This is a genomic window from Nitrosospira sp. Nsp11, from assembly GCF_900142705.1.
GTDB lineage: Bacteria > Pseudomonadota > Gammaproteobacteria > Burkholderiales > Nitrosomonadaceae > Nitrosospira.
On the sequence record NZ_FRBV01000004.1, the window covers coordinates 48,210 to 63,543 of the forward strand.

13 protein-coding genes are annotated in these 15,334 nt (G+C 52.8%); 4 read left to right on the plus strand and 9 right to left on the minus strand.

Annotated elements, in window-relative coordinates; genetic code table 11:
* The first annotated feature begins 329 nt into the window (after positions 1 to 329).
* Together BUA28_RS06730 and BUA28_RS06735 are read left to right on the plus strand one after the other, a co-directional pair.
* Positions 330 to 1,649: a glucoamylase family protein gene (locus BUA28_RS06730; protein ID WP_072767357.1), complete on the plus strand. Its 1,320-nt coding sequence runs from the start codon at positions 330 to 332 to the stop codon at positions 1,647 to 1,649.
* Between the two features lie 403 nt (positions 1,650 to 2,052).
* Positions 2,053 to 2,583 (plus strand): beta/gamma crystallin domain-containing protein, encoded by a 531-nt coding sequence (locus tag BUA28_RS06735; protein ID WP_072767358.1) that lies wholly within the window; start codon positions 2,053 to 2,055, stop codon positions 2,581 to 2,583.
* A gap of 117 nt (positions 2,584 to 2,700) precedes the next feature.
* On the opposite strand, the gene BUA28_RS06740 is transcribed toward BUA28_RS06735, so the two are convergent.
* The 9 genes from BUA28_RS06740 to BUA28_RS06780 form a co-directional block, all read right to left on the minus strand.
* Positions 2,701 to 3,369 (minus strand): alpha/beta hydrolase, encoded by a 669-nt coding sequence (locus BUA28_RS06740; protein ID WP_072767508.1) that lies wholly within the window; start codon positions 3,367 to 3,369, stop codon positions 2,701 to 2,703.
* 44 nt (positions 3,370 to 3,413) lie between these two features.
* Positions 3,414 to 3,725 (minus strand): (2Fe-2S) ferredoxin domain-containing protein, encoded by a 312-nt coding sequence (locus BUA28_RS06745; protein WP_072767359.1) that lies wholly within the window; start codon positions 3,723 to 3,725, stop codon positions 3,414 to 3,416.
* 204 nt (positions 3,726 to 3,929) lie between these two features.
* Positions 3,930 to 5,060 carry an ABC transporter substrate-binding protein gene (locus BUA28_RS06750; RefSeq protein WP_371915209.1) on the minus strand — a complete coding sequence of 377 codons (1,131 nt, stop codon included), beginning with the start codon at positions 5,058 to 5,060 and terminating at the stop codon, positions 3,930 to 3,932.
* Complete coding sequence (locus tag BUA28_RS06755) at positions 5,057 to 5,857, minus strand: ABC transporter permease (RefSeq protein ID WP_072767360.1); 801 nt, start codon at positions 5,855 to 5,857, stop codon at positions 5,057 to 5,059. Before BUA28_RS06755 ends, BUA28_RS06750 begins: the two co-directional genes overlap by 4 nt.
* Position 5,858: 1 nt before the next feature.
* Positions 5,859 to 6,773, minus strand: coding sequence for an ABC transporter permease (locus BUA28_RS06760; RefSeq protein ID WP_072767361.1), 915 nt, complete (start codon positions 6,771 to 6,773; stop codon positions 5,859 to 5,861).
* Positions 6,766 to 7,851: an ABC transporter ATP-binding protein gene (locus BUA28_RS06765; protein ID WP_072767362.1), complete on the minus strand. Its 1,086-nt coding sequence runs from the start codon at positions 7,849 to 7,851 to the stop codon at positions 6,766 to 6,768. Before BUA28_RS06765 ends, BUA28_RS06760 begins: the two co-directional genes overlap by 8 nt.
* A gap of 257 nt (positions 7,852 to 8,108) precedes the next feature.
* Entirely contained in the window at positions 8,109 to 9,623 is a 1,515-nt protein-coding gene (gene ubiB, locus BUA28_RS06770) for a ubiquinone biosynthesis regulatory protein kinase UbiB (RefSeq protein ID WP_072767363.1), read from the minus strand.
* A gap of 64 nt (positions 9,624 to 9,687) precedes the next feature.
* The gene (locus tag BUA28_RS06775; RefSeq protein ID WP_072767364.1) at positions 9,688 to 10,260 is read right to left on the minus strand and encodes a ubiquinone biosynthesis accessory factor UbiJ; all 573 of its coding nucleotides are present in this window, start codon (positions 10,258 to 10,260) and stop codon (positions 9,688 to 9,690) included.
* Between the two features lie 11 nt (positions 10,261 to 10,271).
* Positions 10,272 to 11,150, minus strand: coding sequence for a Tim44 domain-containing protein (locus tag BUA28_RS06780; protein WP_072767365.1), 879 nt, complete (start codon positions 11,148 to 11,150; stop codon positions 10,272 to 10,274).
* 486 nt (positions 11,151 to 11,636) lie between these two features.
* Here BUA28_RS06780 and BUA28_RS06785 point away from each other — a divergent pair, with 486 nt between their 5' ends.
* Both BUA28_RS06785 and BUA28_RS06790 read left to right on the plus strand, forming a co-directional pair.
* Complete coding sequence (locus tag BUA28_RS06785; protein WP_072767366.1) at positions 11,637 to 12,737, plus strand: acetate/propionate family kinase; 1,101 nt, start codon at positions 11,637 to 11,639, stop codon at positions 12,735 to 12,737.
* Between the two features lie 149 nt (positions 12,738 to 12,886).
* The gene (locus BUA28_RS06790) at positions 12,887 to 15,277 is read left to right on the plus strand and encodes a phosphoketolase family protein (RefSeq protein ID WP_072767367.1); all 2,391 of its coding nucleotides are present in this window, start codon (positions 12,887 to 12,889) and stop codon (positions 15,275 to 15,277) included.
* Positions 15,278 to 15,334 lie beyond the last annotated feature (57 nt).

The following is a 15,334-nucleotide window of genomic DNA, read 5'->3' on the forward strand; positions in this document are numbered from 1 at the left end:
GGTCGGCACGCGGCCTTCGCCGGCTTCAACTTCTTCAGGAATATTTTCGCAGCTCAGCTTGTCGTTCCATTGATGCGTTTTTTGTTGGGTGTGCTAACACACGGAAATACGGCACAGCCTCCGATAAAATTCCTTTTTGGATTTTTTGAGCCGGGGGAAAAATAACCCAACGCCTTGTTCTGTTTGCCGCGCTGTACACGGCACATGCTGCAGTAGGGCCGAGATAAATGGCTGTGCTATCACATCGGATACAGCAAGACAACGCGAAGGGTGAACGTCAAGGCCTGGAAAACGAGGTTGAAAAAGCTGTTTTATCGTAAAAATCGATCATGCCGGAACCTGAGCTCATCGCGTCTGAGCAATCTGAACAAGATGAATTGCTAAGCAGCCTGCAGCAGGAGTCGTTTGCATATTTTGTTCATGAAGCCAACCCCGCCAACGGGCTCATCCGCGATAAATCGCGCCCTGATTGGCCGGCAAGCATTGCTGCTATAGGCTTGGCACTCGCGGCATATCCGGTGGGAGTCGAACGGGGTTTCATGACTCGCAACGAAGCGGTAAAACGCACACTCGCCGTTTTGAGATTTTTCACCAACGCGCCCCATGGTCCTGGAAGCGATGCTACCGGCTACAAGGGATTTTACTATCACTTCCTCGACATGAATACAGGGAGGCGCGTTTGGAACTGTGAACTCTCCAGCGTGGATACTGCCTTTCTTCTCGCCGGTATGTTGGTTGCACAGGCTTACTTTCGGCATGAAACGGCAGAGGAGGAAGAGATCGGCAAGCTTGCCGATGCGCTTTACCGGCGGGCTGACTGGCATTGGATGCAAAATGGAAAGGCGGCGGTAAGTCACGGCTGGACTCCGGAGAAAGGTTTTTTGCCTTATCAATGGAAAGGCTATGACGAAGCCCTGATCATATACCTGCTGGGGCTCGGCTCGCCCACACATCCGTTGCCGGAAGAAAGTTACACTGCGTGGACTTCGACCTATACCTGGAAAAAAACGTATGACGTCGAACTGCTTTACGCGGGACCATTATTTGTCCATCAATTGTCGCATGCATGGATCGACTTCCGGGGAATTCGAGATTCATTCATGCGCGAGCATGATATGGACTACTTCGAAAATTCCAGACGCGCGACGTTCGTTCAGCAACGATACGCCAAGGTAAATCCGCTTGAGTTCGAGAATTACAATGAGCATTGCTGGGGCATCACTTCCAGCGATGGGCCGGGGCCTGTCACCGAGCAGGTAAAGGGCATCCTCCGGGTTTTCTACGACTATATCGCCCGCGGTGCGCCTTACGGCCCTGATGACGGTACGCTGGCGCCATGGGCTGTGGTCGCTTCGCTCCCGTTCGCACCCGAGATTGTGCTTCCGACCATCGAAAACTTCGAACGCATGAGCCTGAGAAAGCCCCGGATGTACGGCTATAAAGCCACATTCAATCCGACCTTTCCCGTTGAACCCAACCGCGAATTTGGCTGGGTGTCGCTATATCATTTTGGTTTGAACCAGGGTCCGATCGTAATCATGATAGAAAACTACCGGTCCGGATTGTTGTGGTCACTGATGCGGGAATGCCCTTACTTGTTGACTGGCTTGCGTCGTGCCGGATTCCGTGGAGGCTGGCTGGAAAGTTGAAGGGAAAAAATCTTTGGTGAAAATAGATCCGATCCGAGGACTCGTTGAATACCTTAATCCCTGGCACGTTCAACACTTAGTGAAGATTTTCTGAAACTCGGCGTGAAATGCGCATCTATCTGTTCAACTTCCGGTCCTGGTTTCCACATCGCCCGACGTGATTTAAAAGAACCGCATCTTTTTGATTTCACAAGCGCAGCAAACGGAGTAATACATTAGCCTTTAGGTATGTATGCCAGCGAACGGATTGGCTCCGTACCCTGGTCTTAAAATCCTGTTTCGCAATAACCGACCAACGACATGGGGTGTCGGTACTTTGCAACAGGTCGGTCCTTTCCGCGCGATATACAACCGTATATCGGTAGGGTATCAATCTTTCAACCATTCTTTTAAGGAGAATAATATGAATATTCTGACAAAGAACCCACGCAATTTCCTGATCGCCCTCGCAGCCGTGTTTGGGCTATATGCCGGGTCTGGTGTTTATGCGCAAGACTCGGCTGAGAAAGCAAGGGTGAACGATAAATCGAAGCATGCGGAAAAAAGCAAGCAATATTCAAAGTCGGGAAAGAAGGAGGAAGGAACCATCATTGAAGTACCGGTGCTAATGATGGTGCCGATGAAGGTATCGACCGACACGTCGGCGAATAGCGGGTGCTGGGTGAAGCTATACGATAAGAAAGACTTTAACGGCGATAGCTTTTTGCTGGTTGGCCCCGTGGAGTTGCCGGTGATGACCGGGCCCTTCGGCTTCAACTGGGAAAATAAGGTTCGCAGCCTCGAGGTCGGCCCCAACGCCAATCTCACGATTTTCGATAATCGCGATTTCCGGGACCAGGATAAATTCGTCGATGCGGGCGAAAAAATCCCAAACATGTCAAAAAAGATGGGATTTCTTGACGATTTCCGGTCGATGATGCTCACTTGCATATGAGCCGGTAAAAAGAGAGCTGGCGTTAGCTTATCGATCCAGGCGTTTTCTGGGCCCTGACGTCAGCCCATTGATAAAATCCAATGGCCGCCTTTGTCGGCCTTCCGGCTTCCTTCCGAATCAGCATGAATCGAGAACGATGCGCTTGAGGATATGCAATCGTCGGTGAAAAAAATGCTCTGCGCCGGGCACGACGACCACAGGTAATTCCTGCGGAGCAGCCCAATCCAGGACAGTTTGAAGGGGAACCACCTCATCCTGATCACCTTGTATGATCAGGACCTGGCGGGCGCTTTCAATGTCGTGTTTAGTATCGGGTTTGGCGAGGTGGGGCGCGCTGAGCCGCTGAACGGCTGGAGCCACCAATACCACTATTTGCGGCTTGAGGCGTTGCGCCGCATAAGCCTGGACCGCGCCCCCGAAGGAAAAGCCTGCCAGTAGTAATAGTGGAGGGGTATCAAAGGAGGCAGCGAATTCGTTTCTTATGGTTTCAACCACCGCAAGCACGTCTTCAGTTTCACCCGCCCCGTTGTCCTTGCCTGAGTTAAGTTCGCCTTCGCTTTGTTCCACGCCGCGAAAATTGAATTTGACTGTGACAAATCCCAACTCGAGAAACGCCTTGAACAGCGTATGGACCACCTTGTTATTCATTGTCCCACCATATAATGGATGGGGATGGGCAACCACGGCAAAGCCACGGCGGTAGCGGAAATCCGGCTCCGCCAGAACCGTTTCCAACTTCCCTGCCGGGCCATCAATGAATAATTTCTGTGGAATATGTGAATTCAACAGTATGCTTGACAATATGGATGAAAATACGTTTATTGCCTGCTCTAAATTCGCAACCGCTCGACGATACGCCCGTTTTTCAAATGTTCTTCGATGATCTCGTCAATATCTTCTTTGTCCACATACGTGTACCAGACATCTTCGGGATAGACAACGATAACCGGACCTTCGTTGCAGCGATCGAGACAACCCGCATTGTTAATCCGTATTCTTCTGCTCTTGCTGTCGAGCTTGAGGGCCTTGATTCGCTCCTTGGCATAATCACGCATGGCCTGGGCGCCATGATTGTTACAGCATACGGCTCCCGGCTCACGCTGGTTTACGCAGAAAAATACATGCCGCAGGTAGTAGCTCATAATATGTTCAACGGGATGAGAAATGATGAATCCAAAATTATTATACCGGAACAGCGATTACTTCTTCCACTGCTGAGTTAATTGAACTTTTTACCCCGCATGGCTTGCTTCGCAGGTCTTTCGAGGAGTGCGAATGACGAGCCCGGCCTGGAACGAACCGCTGCTGTTTTTCGCGATTTCTTCTTTATTATTTTGGATTGCGGTCTATCTCAATTTAATTTCGGTCCACAGGCGGCTTAACACGCGGCGTTGTTTACGGTCCAGGTCCCGCAGCATTTCAAGGCGGTTCAGCATTTCGGGGGCTGGGAATATGGCTTCATTGTCTGCGATTTCTGCCTGGATATATTGTATTGCATCCATATTGGGATTGCCGGAACCTATGAGATTGGTGAGCTCGGCGGAGTTCTTCCCCTCCAGCATGAAGTTGATGAATTGATGGGCGAGGTCGGAACGACTTCCGCTTCGATGCAGTACCATGCTGTCGAGTGCCAGAACCGCGCCTTCTTTCGGAGTCGAGTAGCCGATGGTGAATTTGCGCCCGGTATTTTTGGCATCAAGCGCCGCCTGGAACATATCGTTGGAATATCCTTGCGCCACCCACAAGTTGCCAACGGCCAACTCCTTGATATAACCGGTATTGCTGAATGCGGCCCAGTAGGGCTTGGCGCGCACGATAAGGTTTGCGGCTTCTTTCCAGTGGTTCTCATCGGTATCGTTAACCGAATAGCCTAAATATTTCAGCGCCGCAGCCATCAATTCGCGCTGACTGTCGAGCACGGTTACGCGTCCTTTGATTTTTTCGAGGTATTTCGGCTCAAAAATGATTGCCCAGGTGTCGGTAGGCAGGCCAAGGCTCTTTACTTTCTCCTGATTGAAGCCGAGCAGGGTAAGCGTGTAGGCATATGGAACGGAATATTTATTGCCGGGATCGAATGGTGTATCTAGGTATGCAGGATTGATATTCCCGATATTGGTCAACAAGGATTTATCCAGCGGCTTCAGCGCGCCCTGGCGAATAAGAGTGTCCATTGCATTACCGGTGGGAATGATGAGATCGTAGCCGGTCGCGCCCGCCGACAGTTTCGCCAGCATTTCCTCATTATCGGAATAATAATCCTGGGAAAGCCTGCAATTGCAGAATTTCTCGAAGCGTCTGACCGTTTCCGGCGCAATGTAATTATTCCAATTGAATAAATGCAGAACGTTTTCCTTGCTGGAGAGGACAATATCCTGATCCTGTCTCGCGCAACCCGTGGTGGACAGAACCAGCCATGCAAGCAGGAGCACGAACGATGCGGTCGGCGCTGGGGAGGTGCACCGCGTATTCATCATCATTTCGCCTTGCGCGACGTTGCGTTTGCGCTTGATGAGGCGTGCGATTCGAGCTTGGCTGCAATGATGATCATGACCAGCGTGAGCAGCATCAGCAATGTGGAGATGGCATTCACTTCCGGTGTCACCGCAACCTTTATCATCGTATAGATATGGATGGGCAGAATCGGTTCGCCCACTCCCTTGGTGAAGAATGTAATGACGAAGTCATCGATGGACAACGTAAACGACATCAAGGCTCCTGCAACCACTGCGGGCATGATCAGCGGCAGGGTGACAAGACGAAAAGTCTGCCAGGGAGAGGCGCCGAGATCGCGCGCCGCTTCAAAAATACTTTCGTCCATGCCCTGGAGCCGCGCCCGTACGATGATGGCAACGAAACCGATACAAAATGTGGTGTGCGCGATAATAATAGAAACCATGCCGAGCGTTAAATTAAGCACTTGCAAAAAGAATAGGAGCAGCGATACCCCCAGGAGGATTTCGGGCATCGCGACTGGCGTGAACACCAATATGGGCAAGACCTTGAGCTTATACCGATGTATCGCCAGACCGGCCATCGTGCCGAGCAATGTTGCGCTAAAACTTGCGCTGAGCGCGATAAACAGCGAATTACGCGCGGCGGTGAGCATTTCCGTATTCTGGAACAGCGTTTTATACCAGGACAATGTAAATCCCACCCATTCGGCATTCAGTTTCGAATCGTTGAACGAATACAAAACCACGATAGCCAGCGGAACGTACAGGAAGGCGTAAATCACGCCCGCTGCGGACCAAAGCCAGATATTGGTGCGGCTCATGCTACGCCGCGCGCTGCCCGGTGGCGGAGCGTGCGAACCAGGTAGCCAGCCCGGCGACGGAGAGCACTGCCAGCGTCAGCATGATTGATAGCGCTGAACCAAAAGGCCAGTCACGGGTGCCAAGGAATTGATCCTTGATCAGATTGCCGATGAGAATGTCGCCCGTGCCGCCGAGTATGTCCGGCACGGCAAACATGCCGAGTACCGGGATGAATACGAGTGCCGAGCCCGAAAAAACGCCGGGGAGAGATAGCGGCCAGGTTACGCGCCAGAAGCGCTGCCAGCCGTTGGCTCCCAGATCCTGTGCCGCGTCCAGAAGCGAGGGATCATGCTTTTCCAGGTTGGTATAAAGCGGTAGCACCATAAACGGCAGGTGTACATATACCATGCCGATCAATACGGCAAACGGCGAGAACAACAACGTCACAGGGGCAATCCCGAATGCGCCGAGAATAGTATTGATGAAATGGCTGAGTCCGGATTCCGGCCCAAGAATAATCATCCAGGCATAAATACGGATAAGGAAATTACTGGCAAATGGCAATACCACCAGCAGCACCATCAGATTTCGGAAACGTTTTTCACTGCGCGCGATCAGCACTGCCAGCGGATAGGCCATAACGAGACAAATGAGGGTAGTTGCTGACGCAACGCCGAAGGATTTGAGAAAAATTTCAGCGTAAAGAATGTCGCTAAAAAAAAACTGGTAAGCTTCGGCAGTAAGGCCGTATTCGCCGTCGACTGCTCCCGCGGGCGCAGTGATGGGCGCCAGGCCCCCGAACTCGCCCGGAAAGCGGAACGAGGTGAGGATCATAATCAGGCTGGGGACAACAAAGAACACGACCAGGAACAATAGCGGCGGTCCGCTTACCAGAAATCGGGCAGCGCGAGGCGCATTGGCTTCTTCTTTAGTCATTGAGAAAAATACCCGCGTCGTGATGCCACGAGATGCTTACTTGATCCCCTACCTCGAAAAACTTTGCACGTCCAGGTGCGGAATTAGGCAGCAAAGCCTCTATAAAGGCACCATTGGGGAGTTCAACGATATAAGTGGTAACATCTCCAACATATAAAAAATCACGTACTTTACCGAGGAAATGGTTTTTCAGCCGCCGCGCTTCGGATGGGTGGGAAATCAATATCTGTTCGGGGCGTATCGCGATCGTACCTTTGTCGCCCGCTTTGATGCCTTCCTTGCCAGCGGTGGTAACTTCTCCCACTTCGCCCACATCAAGTCTCAAATGGGTAGGCGCAGCCTCCAGGACTTGCGCGTTCATCATGCTGATCTTGCCGATAAAATCCGCAACAAAGCGATTTTTGGGAAAGCCATAGATTTTGGAAGGTTCGTCGATTTGCTCGACATTGCCACGGTTCATCACGGCGATGCGATGGGACAGCGCCAGCGCCTCATTCTGGGCGTGGGTAACAAAAACGAACGTTACCCCAACCTCTTTCTGAAGATTGATCAACTCCATCTGCATTTCCTCGCGCAATTTGGCATCGAGTGCGCCCAATGGTTCATCCAGCAGCAACAATCGGGGGCGATTGACTAATCCTCTCGCAAACGCCACTCGCTGTTTCTGCCCGCCTGATAATTCGTTGGGGAAACGGTTGCCGAAATTCGACAGGCGGACACTGTCCAGTGCATCCGCTACCCTGGTTTGTATTTCATGTGTTTTTTTGCCGGCCATCCTGAGTGGAAACGCAATGTTGTCCGCTACCGTCATGTGCGGAAACAACGCATAGGTTTGAAATACCGTATGCACGGGGCGTTTTTCCGGGGGTGTGCCGACCATATCTCGTCCGTCCAGCAGGATCTGGCCGGAATCGGGAAGATCAAACCCGGCTATCATCCGTAGGAGCGTTGTTTTACCACAGCCCGACGGCCCCAGCAGCGTGAAGAATTCCCCCGCCTCCACACTGATGCTGACATTGTCGACCGCGGTATAGCTGCCAAAGCGCCGCGTGACATTACGGATTTCAAGTAGCGCCATTGCCGTGCCGGTTAAAAGACAAAAGACGGGGATTTTACCAAAGTTTATCCATGGATTGACGAACCGCCATCGTTTGGAACATTGCCTTGGGCGCTGCGGAAAAGGAGATGGGTTGCCGGTTTATCGTTTCGTCAGGAAGATGCAGATGTTGCCGGAGTGGACGCTAAAGTGGGCGGGCGTAAAATGCGTTCGCTAGTCGTTATTCCAAAGCTGAAGCAGTACAGGCGGAAGAGAACGAAAAAAAGGATTATCAGCCCTTATAGCCATAGCTGCCACAGCATTGCCACCGTTAGCAATACTATAAGGATGGAAAACAAGCGGTTCTGACGCCTTTTTTCGAGGATAAACTGATTCATCTTTTCTTCCAGCCCGCTTGTACGGACTTCCGTCAAGGCATGATGCATCAAGCGCGGAAACTGCGGCATGATGACCGCCCAGCTCGATGCTTCCTTCTGCAGCCGACGGCTGAGCCCGCGCCAGCCAAGCTGTTCGGCCATCCAGTTTTCCAAATACGGCTTCGCGGTTGTCCACAGATCGAGATCAGGATCGAGGTCGCGTCCCAACCCCTCGATATTCAGCAGGGTTTTTTGCAGCATTACCAGTTGCGGCTGGATTTCCACGTTGAACTGGCGAGATGTCTGGAATAGACGAAGCAGTACACGGCCAAAGGAGATTTCTTTCAGCGGTTTGTCAAAGATGGGTTCGCATACGGCACGGATTGCGGTTTCGAAATCATCAACACGAGTATTCTTTGGCGCCCATCCCGCCTCAACATGCGCTTCGGCCACACGCTTGTAGTCGCGCCGGAAAAATGCAAGGAAATTTTGCGCCAGATAATTTTTATCCTCGTCAGTGAGCGTTCCCATTATGCCGAAATCGACCGCGATGTAACGCCCGTCCTGGCCGACAAAAATATTGCCCGGATGCATATCGGCATGGAAATAACCGTCCCGGAATACCTGGGTAAAGAATATTTCCACGCCGACTCGGGCAAGCCTTGGAATATCGACTCCCTGCTCGCGCAGTTTCGCCACCTGACTGATGGGCGTGCCTTTTACGCGCTGCATCACCATAACGCCGGAATAGCAATAATCCCAGTAAACTTCCGGCACCAACAGTAATGGAGAATCCAGAAAATTACGCCGCAACTGGCTGCAGTTCGCTGCCTCGCGCATGAGGTCCAGTTCGTCATCCAGGTGGCGGGCAAATTCGGTCACGACCTCGCGTGGCTTGAGCCGCTTGCCGTCGGGCCACAGTGCTTCGACCAGCAAAGCGCCGGAATCCATCAATGCCACATCATGCGCGATGATAGGCGCGATGCCCGGCCGCAGCACTTTGACTGCAACTTCTGTTCCGTCATTCAGCACCGCCAGATGAACTTGTGCGATGGATGCACTGGCTACCGGTTCTGCATCGAAGACCAGAAAGACTTCAGTAACGGGTTTTCCATAGATCTGCTCCAGCGTTTTGATGGCGAGACTGGAGGGAAACGGAGGGACCTGGTCTTGCAGTTTGGCCAGTTCATCGGCGATATCCTGCGGCAGAAGATCTCGACGAGTCGAAAGCATCTGGCCAAACTTGACGAATATAGGGCCCAGAGTTTCCAGCGCAAGGCGAAGGCGCTCACCCCGCGCCCTATCCAGGCGTCGCCAGAACGTCGCTGCCTTGACAACAGGGCGCAGCAACCGCAGCCGCTCGTGGCCCAGAAAAAATTCATCAAGGCCAAAACGAAATGCTACAGAGAGTATTTTGAGAAGGCGAAAGAAACGCATTTATTCCATGGAATGGTAGTACGTCTGTAATCTTCTCGGTTTTTTTTGTCGTGGAGTCGACTTTTTAGCGATCCAGCGCGTTCACGCGTACTTCCAGACTTGCCGCACGGCTCCGTAATGTGTTTATTTCACGAACAAGCTCATGCATATCCATGGATTTTGCAAGTAATGGCTGCTCTTCTGTCAGATATTCCGCCAGCGTCTGCCATAAATTACGTGCGGTTTCAGCTTGCCAGTGCATCAGGCCTTCGCCAGTCTGCACCACCCGATGCGCGAGAATATCTCCCATTACACCGCTTATATCCTGCTCCACATCCCAATGCAGGTTTTTTCCGATAAGGAGAATTTCTTCCGCAAACTCGCTATCACCGGAAATTGTGACTTCGCGATATGCATCTTCGTCATGAGCGAGCAAGCGCGGTAATAAACCTGGAATAAGCGTCAAGGTGGCGTCATCGAGAGCGCCCTTTACCGCCGCCGATACCTCACCGCTGGCCTGGATGGTCAGGGCGAGGTCAGGGAAGGGAGGGAGGCGAAAACGTGCCGTCCTGCCTGCATGAAGCTGCAATCGCTTGCGCGCCCAGTTCTCTCCACGCAACAAGTGGTTAAGCGGGGCTATCGCAACGGATGCCAGCATGGCAGGCAGATCTATGAAACTTGCTGAATTCCTGCCAACAGCCAGACGGATTCAGGGTCCTTTATATTCTTCTGCACGTGCCAGATTTCATCAAACGCTTCCGGTGGATTGGAAGACTCCCGTAATTGGCCGTTGAACCGGACACTGGCAATGGCCGTATTATTTTCGGTAACCACCTCAAGCAGTTCCGCATTAATACCCATTACCTCGGTTCTTTGAGGCTCATTGCCGCGTTCGGTGATCTGCATGCTGATCTCCGCAAACATTTCCGGTGTAGTGTATTCCCGGATATCGCTCAGGTCCCGTGCATCATTGGCCGCTTGCAAGCGGATAAATGACGTTTTTGCATTGCGCAGGAATGGCTCGACCTGGAAGTCCGCAGGAATATTTGCGGTTTTGCTGGTGACAGCTTGTGCCTGGGCTGGCGCTGCGGTGCTTTCCCCCGCCGGCGCCGCCGTGGGTTCTGTTGCTGGCGCGGTCGCGCTACTGCCGGGGCCTGCTCCCATGCCCGAATACTGCATTGGCCGTGCCGAATGTTCCTGCCGCGGCTTGCGCAGCATGCGCACGACGAAGAAAACCGCAGCCATCAGTGCAGCCAGCATCAACACATCCATCATATTGATGCCTTCAAACGCGCCACCCATGAACAATGCCGCCAGCAATCCTCCCGCAGCCAATCCAGCCAGCGGGCCCATCCACCTATTACCTGCTGCGGCAGGTGCCGACGCAGCAGGGGGTGTTTGCGCCGATTTTGGAGGAGTTTGCGGGCTGATGGCTTCACGTTGCTTGCCGATGCTCTTGCCGCCGCCGAAGCGCCTTGCTTCAGCATCAAAGGCGGCCAATCCGAAGCTTAAAATGGCCAGAGTCAGCAGGGTCAATATTTTCTTCATGATGGTCTCCTGAGAGGACGGTGAAAGGAAAGAGTATAGCATTATCGATTCACCTGGATGTTCCATAAATTGCATCGGATACGCCTGCCTGAAAGCGTTTCCCAAGGTTAATCACAATCTCGACATGTCACTGCCCGGATAAGGGAACAAGACAAAAAAATATAGCTGATTTTGGCGAGTGATTGATGATTGTTGGCATCTGTATTCTGACCGCCATCGCCGCGCTAAGTGCAATCTTGCCGCTTATTATTCCACTATTTGATAGGTGGGTTTATCACCCGGTAGCCGTGTTCACCTGAAGCCTGAACGGCTGTATCTGAAGCGCCGCTGATGGTGGAGATCGAAATAGAGTGTCATATGTTGGCTGGCATACAGACTCTTATGCAGAACCGTGTTTAATCAGTGAATCGATTTACTTGATGTCCAGTCTCGGCCAGTCCCTATGACTAGGGAGTGGGCTGTGATTGGCGATACATTTCTGCATCCATGACCACAATCATACTGACCGTTAATACTGGCAGCTCATCAGTTCGCCTGGGAGCCTTCACTTGCGATGGCGACACGGTCACCGAGCTGGCGAGCATACGGCATGACCTTTCCGCCGGCGAACCGTGCGTCATACTGAAAGAATTCATGCGGAGGCACGCGCTCACAGGGATAACGGTGGCAGCGCATCGGGTGGTTCACGGCGGTATGAATCTTGCCGCATCATGCCTGATCGACCAGAAAGTCGAGCAGGAGATCGAGCGGTTGACGCTGCTGGCACCACTTCACAACCCCGTCGCGCTGCGGTGGATACGCGCAACCCGCGAGGTGTTGAAGGACATTGTCCAGGTCGCGGTGTTTGATACCGCGTTTTTTACGGATCTACCGGAAACAGCGCGGGCGTATGCTATTCCGCATGGGCTTGCTGAAAAGCATGGATTGCGCAGATATGGCTTTCATGGGCTGGCGCATAAGTCAATGTGGCAAAGCTGGCGGGCGCTTCAACCGGACTCTTTGCAAAGTGCGAGAATAATTTCGATGCAACTCGGCGCGGGTTGCTCGATTACGGCGATTGATAATGGATTGCCACGAGATACTTCAATGGGGTTTTCACCCTTGGAGGGGCTCGTGATGGCGACACGATCAGGCGATATAGATCCGGGGCTCGCTACATTTCTCCAGCGTCAGGAAAGCCTCACGCCGGAGCAACTGGATCGACTGCTCAATGCGCGCTCGGGCCTGTTGGGTGTTTCCGGGATCAGCGCCGATATAAGTGAGTTGTTACGAACTCCGGATGAGCTTGCGCGGCTGGCGGTGGATTTATACTGTTACCGGGCACGTAAATATGTGGGTGCTTATCTCGCGGTATTGGGTGGCGCCGATGCCATCGTTTTTGGAGGAGGCGTGGGCGAAAATGTGCCGGAAGTGAGGGAAAAGATCTTGACCGGCATGGACTGGTGCGGAATTGCAGTCGATACCCAAAAAAATTATAGGGCCAAGGGAATATCATGCATCAGCAGTCCTTTCAGCCGGATCGAGGTTTGGGTTACGCCCGTAAACGAGGCAGTTATCCTGGCGCGCGAGGCGGAGGTTTTAACCTGAATCCGCCCCCGTAGCGAGCCCACCAAAAAAAGGTGAAGCTCACAGGGTACAAAAATCCTCTTCGGTTATAGCTCTTAGTTTACAACTGGCAACTGGCGGATTCCAATTTAATGGCGCCAGAAGCGCATTAATGATTTCAGGAGGACCATATGAGCGAAACCAAGCCGATAAGCACACCCGAAAATAAGCCGCTCTCCGCAGATGATTTGCGCAAGATGGACGCGTACTGGCGCGCGGCGAATTATCTCTCCGTCGGACAAATCTATCTGCTGGACAACCCTTTACTCAAGGCGCCGCTCGCGCTTGAGCATATCAAACCTCGATTACTTGGCCATTGGGGCACAACACCGGGGCTTAATTTTATTTATGTACATCTGAACCGGCTTATAAAAAAATATGATGTGAATATGTTCTATATAGCCGGGCCCGGCCACGGGGGACCGGCTATGGTCGCGAACACATGGCTCGAGGGTAGCTACAGCGAATTCTATCCCCACATTTCCTGGGATGCCATAGGCATGCAACGGCTGTTTAAACAATTCTCGTTTCCCGGCGGTATTCCCAGCCATGTGGCGCCGGAAACCCCGGGCTCGATCAACGAAGGCGGCGAATTGGGTTATTCGCTGTCGCATGCCTTTGGGGCGGCTTTCGATACCCCGGATCTGATCGTGGCGTGCGTAGTGGGGGATGGCGAAGCTGAAACCGGACCGCTTGCGGCCGCCTGGCACTCCAACAAATTTCTGAATCCAGCCCATGACGGCGCGGTGTTGCCGATCCTGCATCTTAATGGCTATAAAATTGCAGGCCCAACGCTATTCGCGCGCATCAGCCACGAAGAGTTGGAGATGCTATTCGCGGGCTATGGTTATGAGCCGCATTTTGTCGAGGGGTCCGATCCCGAACTCATGCATCAGGCAATGGCCGCTACGCTGGATGTCGTGATCGGCAAGATCAGGGCAATCCAGCAGGAAGCGCGTAGCAATGGTGTATCCACATATCCCCGCTGGCCGATGATTATTTTGCGCAGCCCCAAGGGGTGGACCGGTCCGGAAGAGGTTGACGGCAAGAAAGTCGAGGATTTTTGGCGCTCGCACCAGGTGCCGTTTGCGGAGATCGGTTCAAAGCCATGGCACCTGAAGCTGCTCGAAGACTGGATGAAAAGCTACAAGCCGGAAGAGTTATTCGATGACAAGGGAACATTGGTACCGGAGTTGGCTGCGCTCGCGCCCCAAGGCAAGCGGCGGATGGGCGCAAATCCCCATGCTAATGGAGGCCTACTGCTGAAAGACCTGGAAATGCCGGATTTTCGCGATTACGCCATTGCTGTACCCACGCCAGGATCGGTAGTAGGCGAAGCCACGCGGGAGATGGGAAAACTTTTACGCGATGTCATGAAGCTCAACCTGGACAGCCGCAACTTCCGCGTGATGGGGCCGGACGAAACCAGTTCAAATCGCCTTGGTGCTTTGTTCGAAGCAACGGATCGAACCTGGGTGGCGCAAATCCTGCCGGAAGATGAGCATCTTTCCCCGGATGGGCGAGTGATGGAAATTCTTTCAGAGCATACATGCCAGGGCTGGCTCGAAGGTTATCTGCTGACTGGCCGGCACGGCTTGTTTTCATGCTATGAAGCATTCATTCACATCATTGATTCCATGTTCAATCAGCATGCCAAATGGCTCAAGGTCACCAAGGAAATCCCTTGGCGCAGGCCGATTGCCTCGCTTAATTACCTTTTGACATCGCATGTATGGCGCCAGGATCACAACGGTTTTTCTCACCAGGACCCCGGCTTTATCGACCACGTGGTAAACAAGAAGGCGGATATCATTCGAGTCTATCTCCCGCCGGACGCCAACACATTGCTTGTCATAGCCGATAAATGCCTGCGCTCGCGCAATTATATCAACGTTGTCGTAGCGGGGAAGCAACCTGCGCTACAGTGGCTGGATATGGACGCCGCAATCACGCACAGTACCGCCGGTATCGGTATCTGGGCCTGGGCGAGCAACGACCAGAATGGCGAGCCGGATGTGGTGCTGGCCTGTGCAGGCGATGTACCGACCCTGGAAACCCTTGCAGCGGTCGACTTGCTGCGCCATCAGGTTCCGGAGCTGAGGATAAGAGTGATAAATGTAGTGGACCTGATGACGCTACAGCCGAAAGAGGAGCACCCGCATGGCCTGTCCGGCCGCGATTTCGACACGCTGTTCACTACCTGCAAGCCCATAATTTTTGCCTATCATGGCTACCCCTGGCTCATTCACCGCCTGACATACCGCCGGACCAACCATGAAAATCTGCATGTTCGCGGGTACAAAGAGGAGGGGACAACGACGACTCCGTTTGACATGACCGTGCTCAATGACCTGGACCGTTTTCATCTGGTAATGGACGTGGTCGACCGCGTACCCGCACTAGGCTATAAGGGGGCCTATCTCAAGCAATTGATGCGGGATAAACTGATCGAGCACGAGTCGTATATCAGACAGTATGGTGAGGATATGCCCGAGATCCGCGACTGGAACTGGAGTTCCTGATCAGATCAGCTCAATCATCATAGGTTTGTCACCGAGCGGGAGCGAATATAAATACAA

Coding starts and splice junctions, on each gene's coding strand:
- BUA28_RS06755 (WP_072767360.1), bottom strand. CDS start 5,857: ATGAGCCGCACCAATATCTGGCTTTGGTCCGCAGCGGGCGTGATTTAC.
- BUA28_RS06765 (WP_072767362.1), bottom strand. CDS start 7,851: ATGGCGCTACTTGAAATCCGTAATGTCACGCGGCGCTTTGGCAGCTAT.
- BUA28_RS06745 (WP_072767359.1), bottom strand. CDS start 3,725: ATGAGCTACTACCTGCGGCATGTATTTTTCTGCGTAAACCAGCGTGAG.
- ubiB (WP_072767363.1), bottom strand. CDS start 9,623: ATGCGTTTCTTTCGCCTTCTCAAAATACTCTCTGTAGCATTTCGTTTT.
- BUA28_RS06735 (WP_072767358.1), top strand. CDS start 2,053: ATGAATATTCTGACAAAGAACCCACGCAATTTCCTGATCGCCCTCGCA.
- BUA28_RS06760 (WP_072767361.1), bottom strand. CDS start 6,773: ATGACTAAAGAAGAAGCCAATGCGCCTCGCGCTGCCCGATTTCTGGTA.
- BUA28_RS06785 (WP_072767366.1), top strand. CDS start 11,637: ATGACCACAATCATACTGACCGTTAATACTGGCAGCTCATCAGTTCGC.
- BUA28_RS06775 (WP_072767364.1), bottom strand. CDS start 10,260: ATGCTGGCATCCGTTGCGATAGCCCCGCTTAACCACTTGTTGCGTGGA.
- BUA28_RS06750 (WP_371915209.1), bottom strand. CDS start 5,060: ATGATGATGAATACGCGGTGCACCTCCCCAGCGCCGACCGCATCGTTC.
- BUA28_RS06790 (WP_072767367.1), top strand. CDS start 12,887: ATGAGCGAAACCAAGCCGATAAGCACACCCGAAAATAAGCCGCTCTCC.
- BUA28_RS06730 (WP_072767357.1), top strand. CDS start 330: ATGCCGGAACCTGAGCTCATCGCGTCTGAGCAATCTGAACAAGATGAA.
- BUA28_RS06780 (WP_072767365.1), bottom strand. CDS start 11,150: ATGAAGAAAATATTGACCCTGCTGACTCTGGCCATTTTAAGCTTCGGA.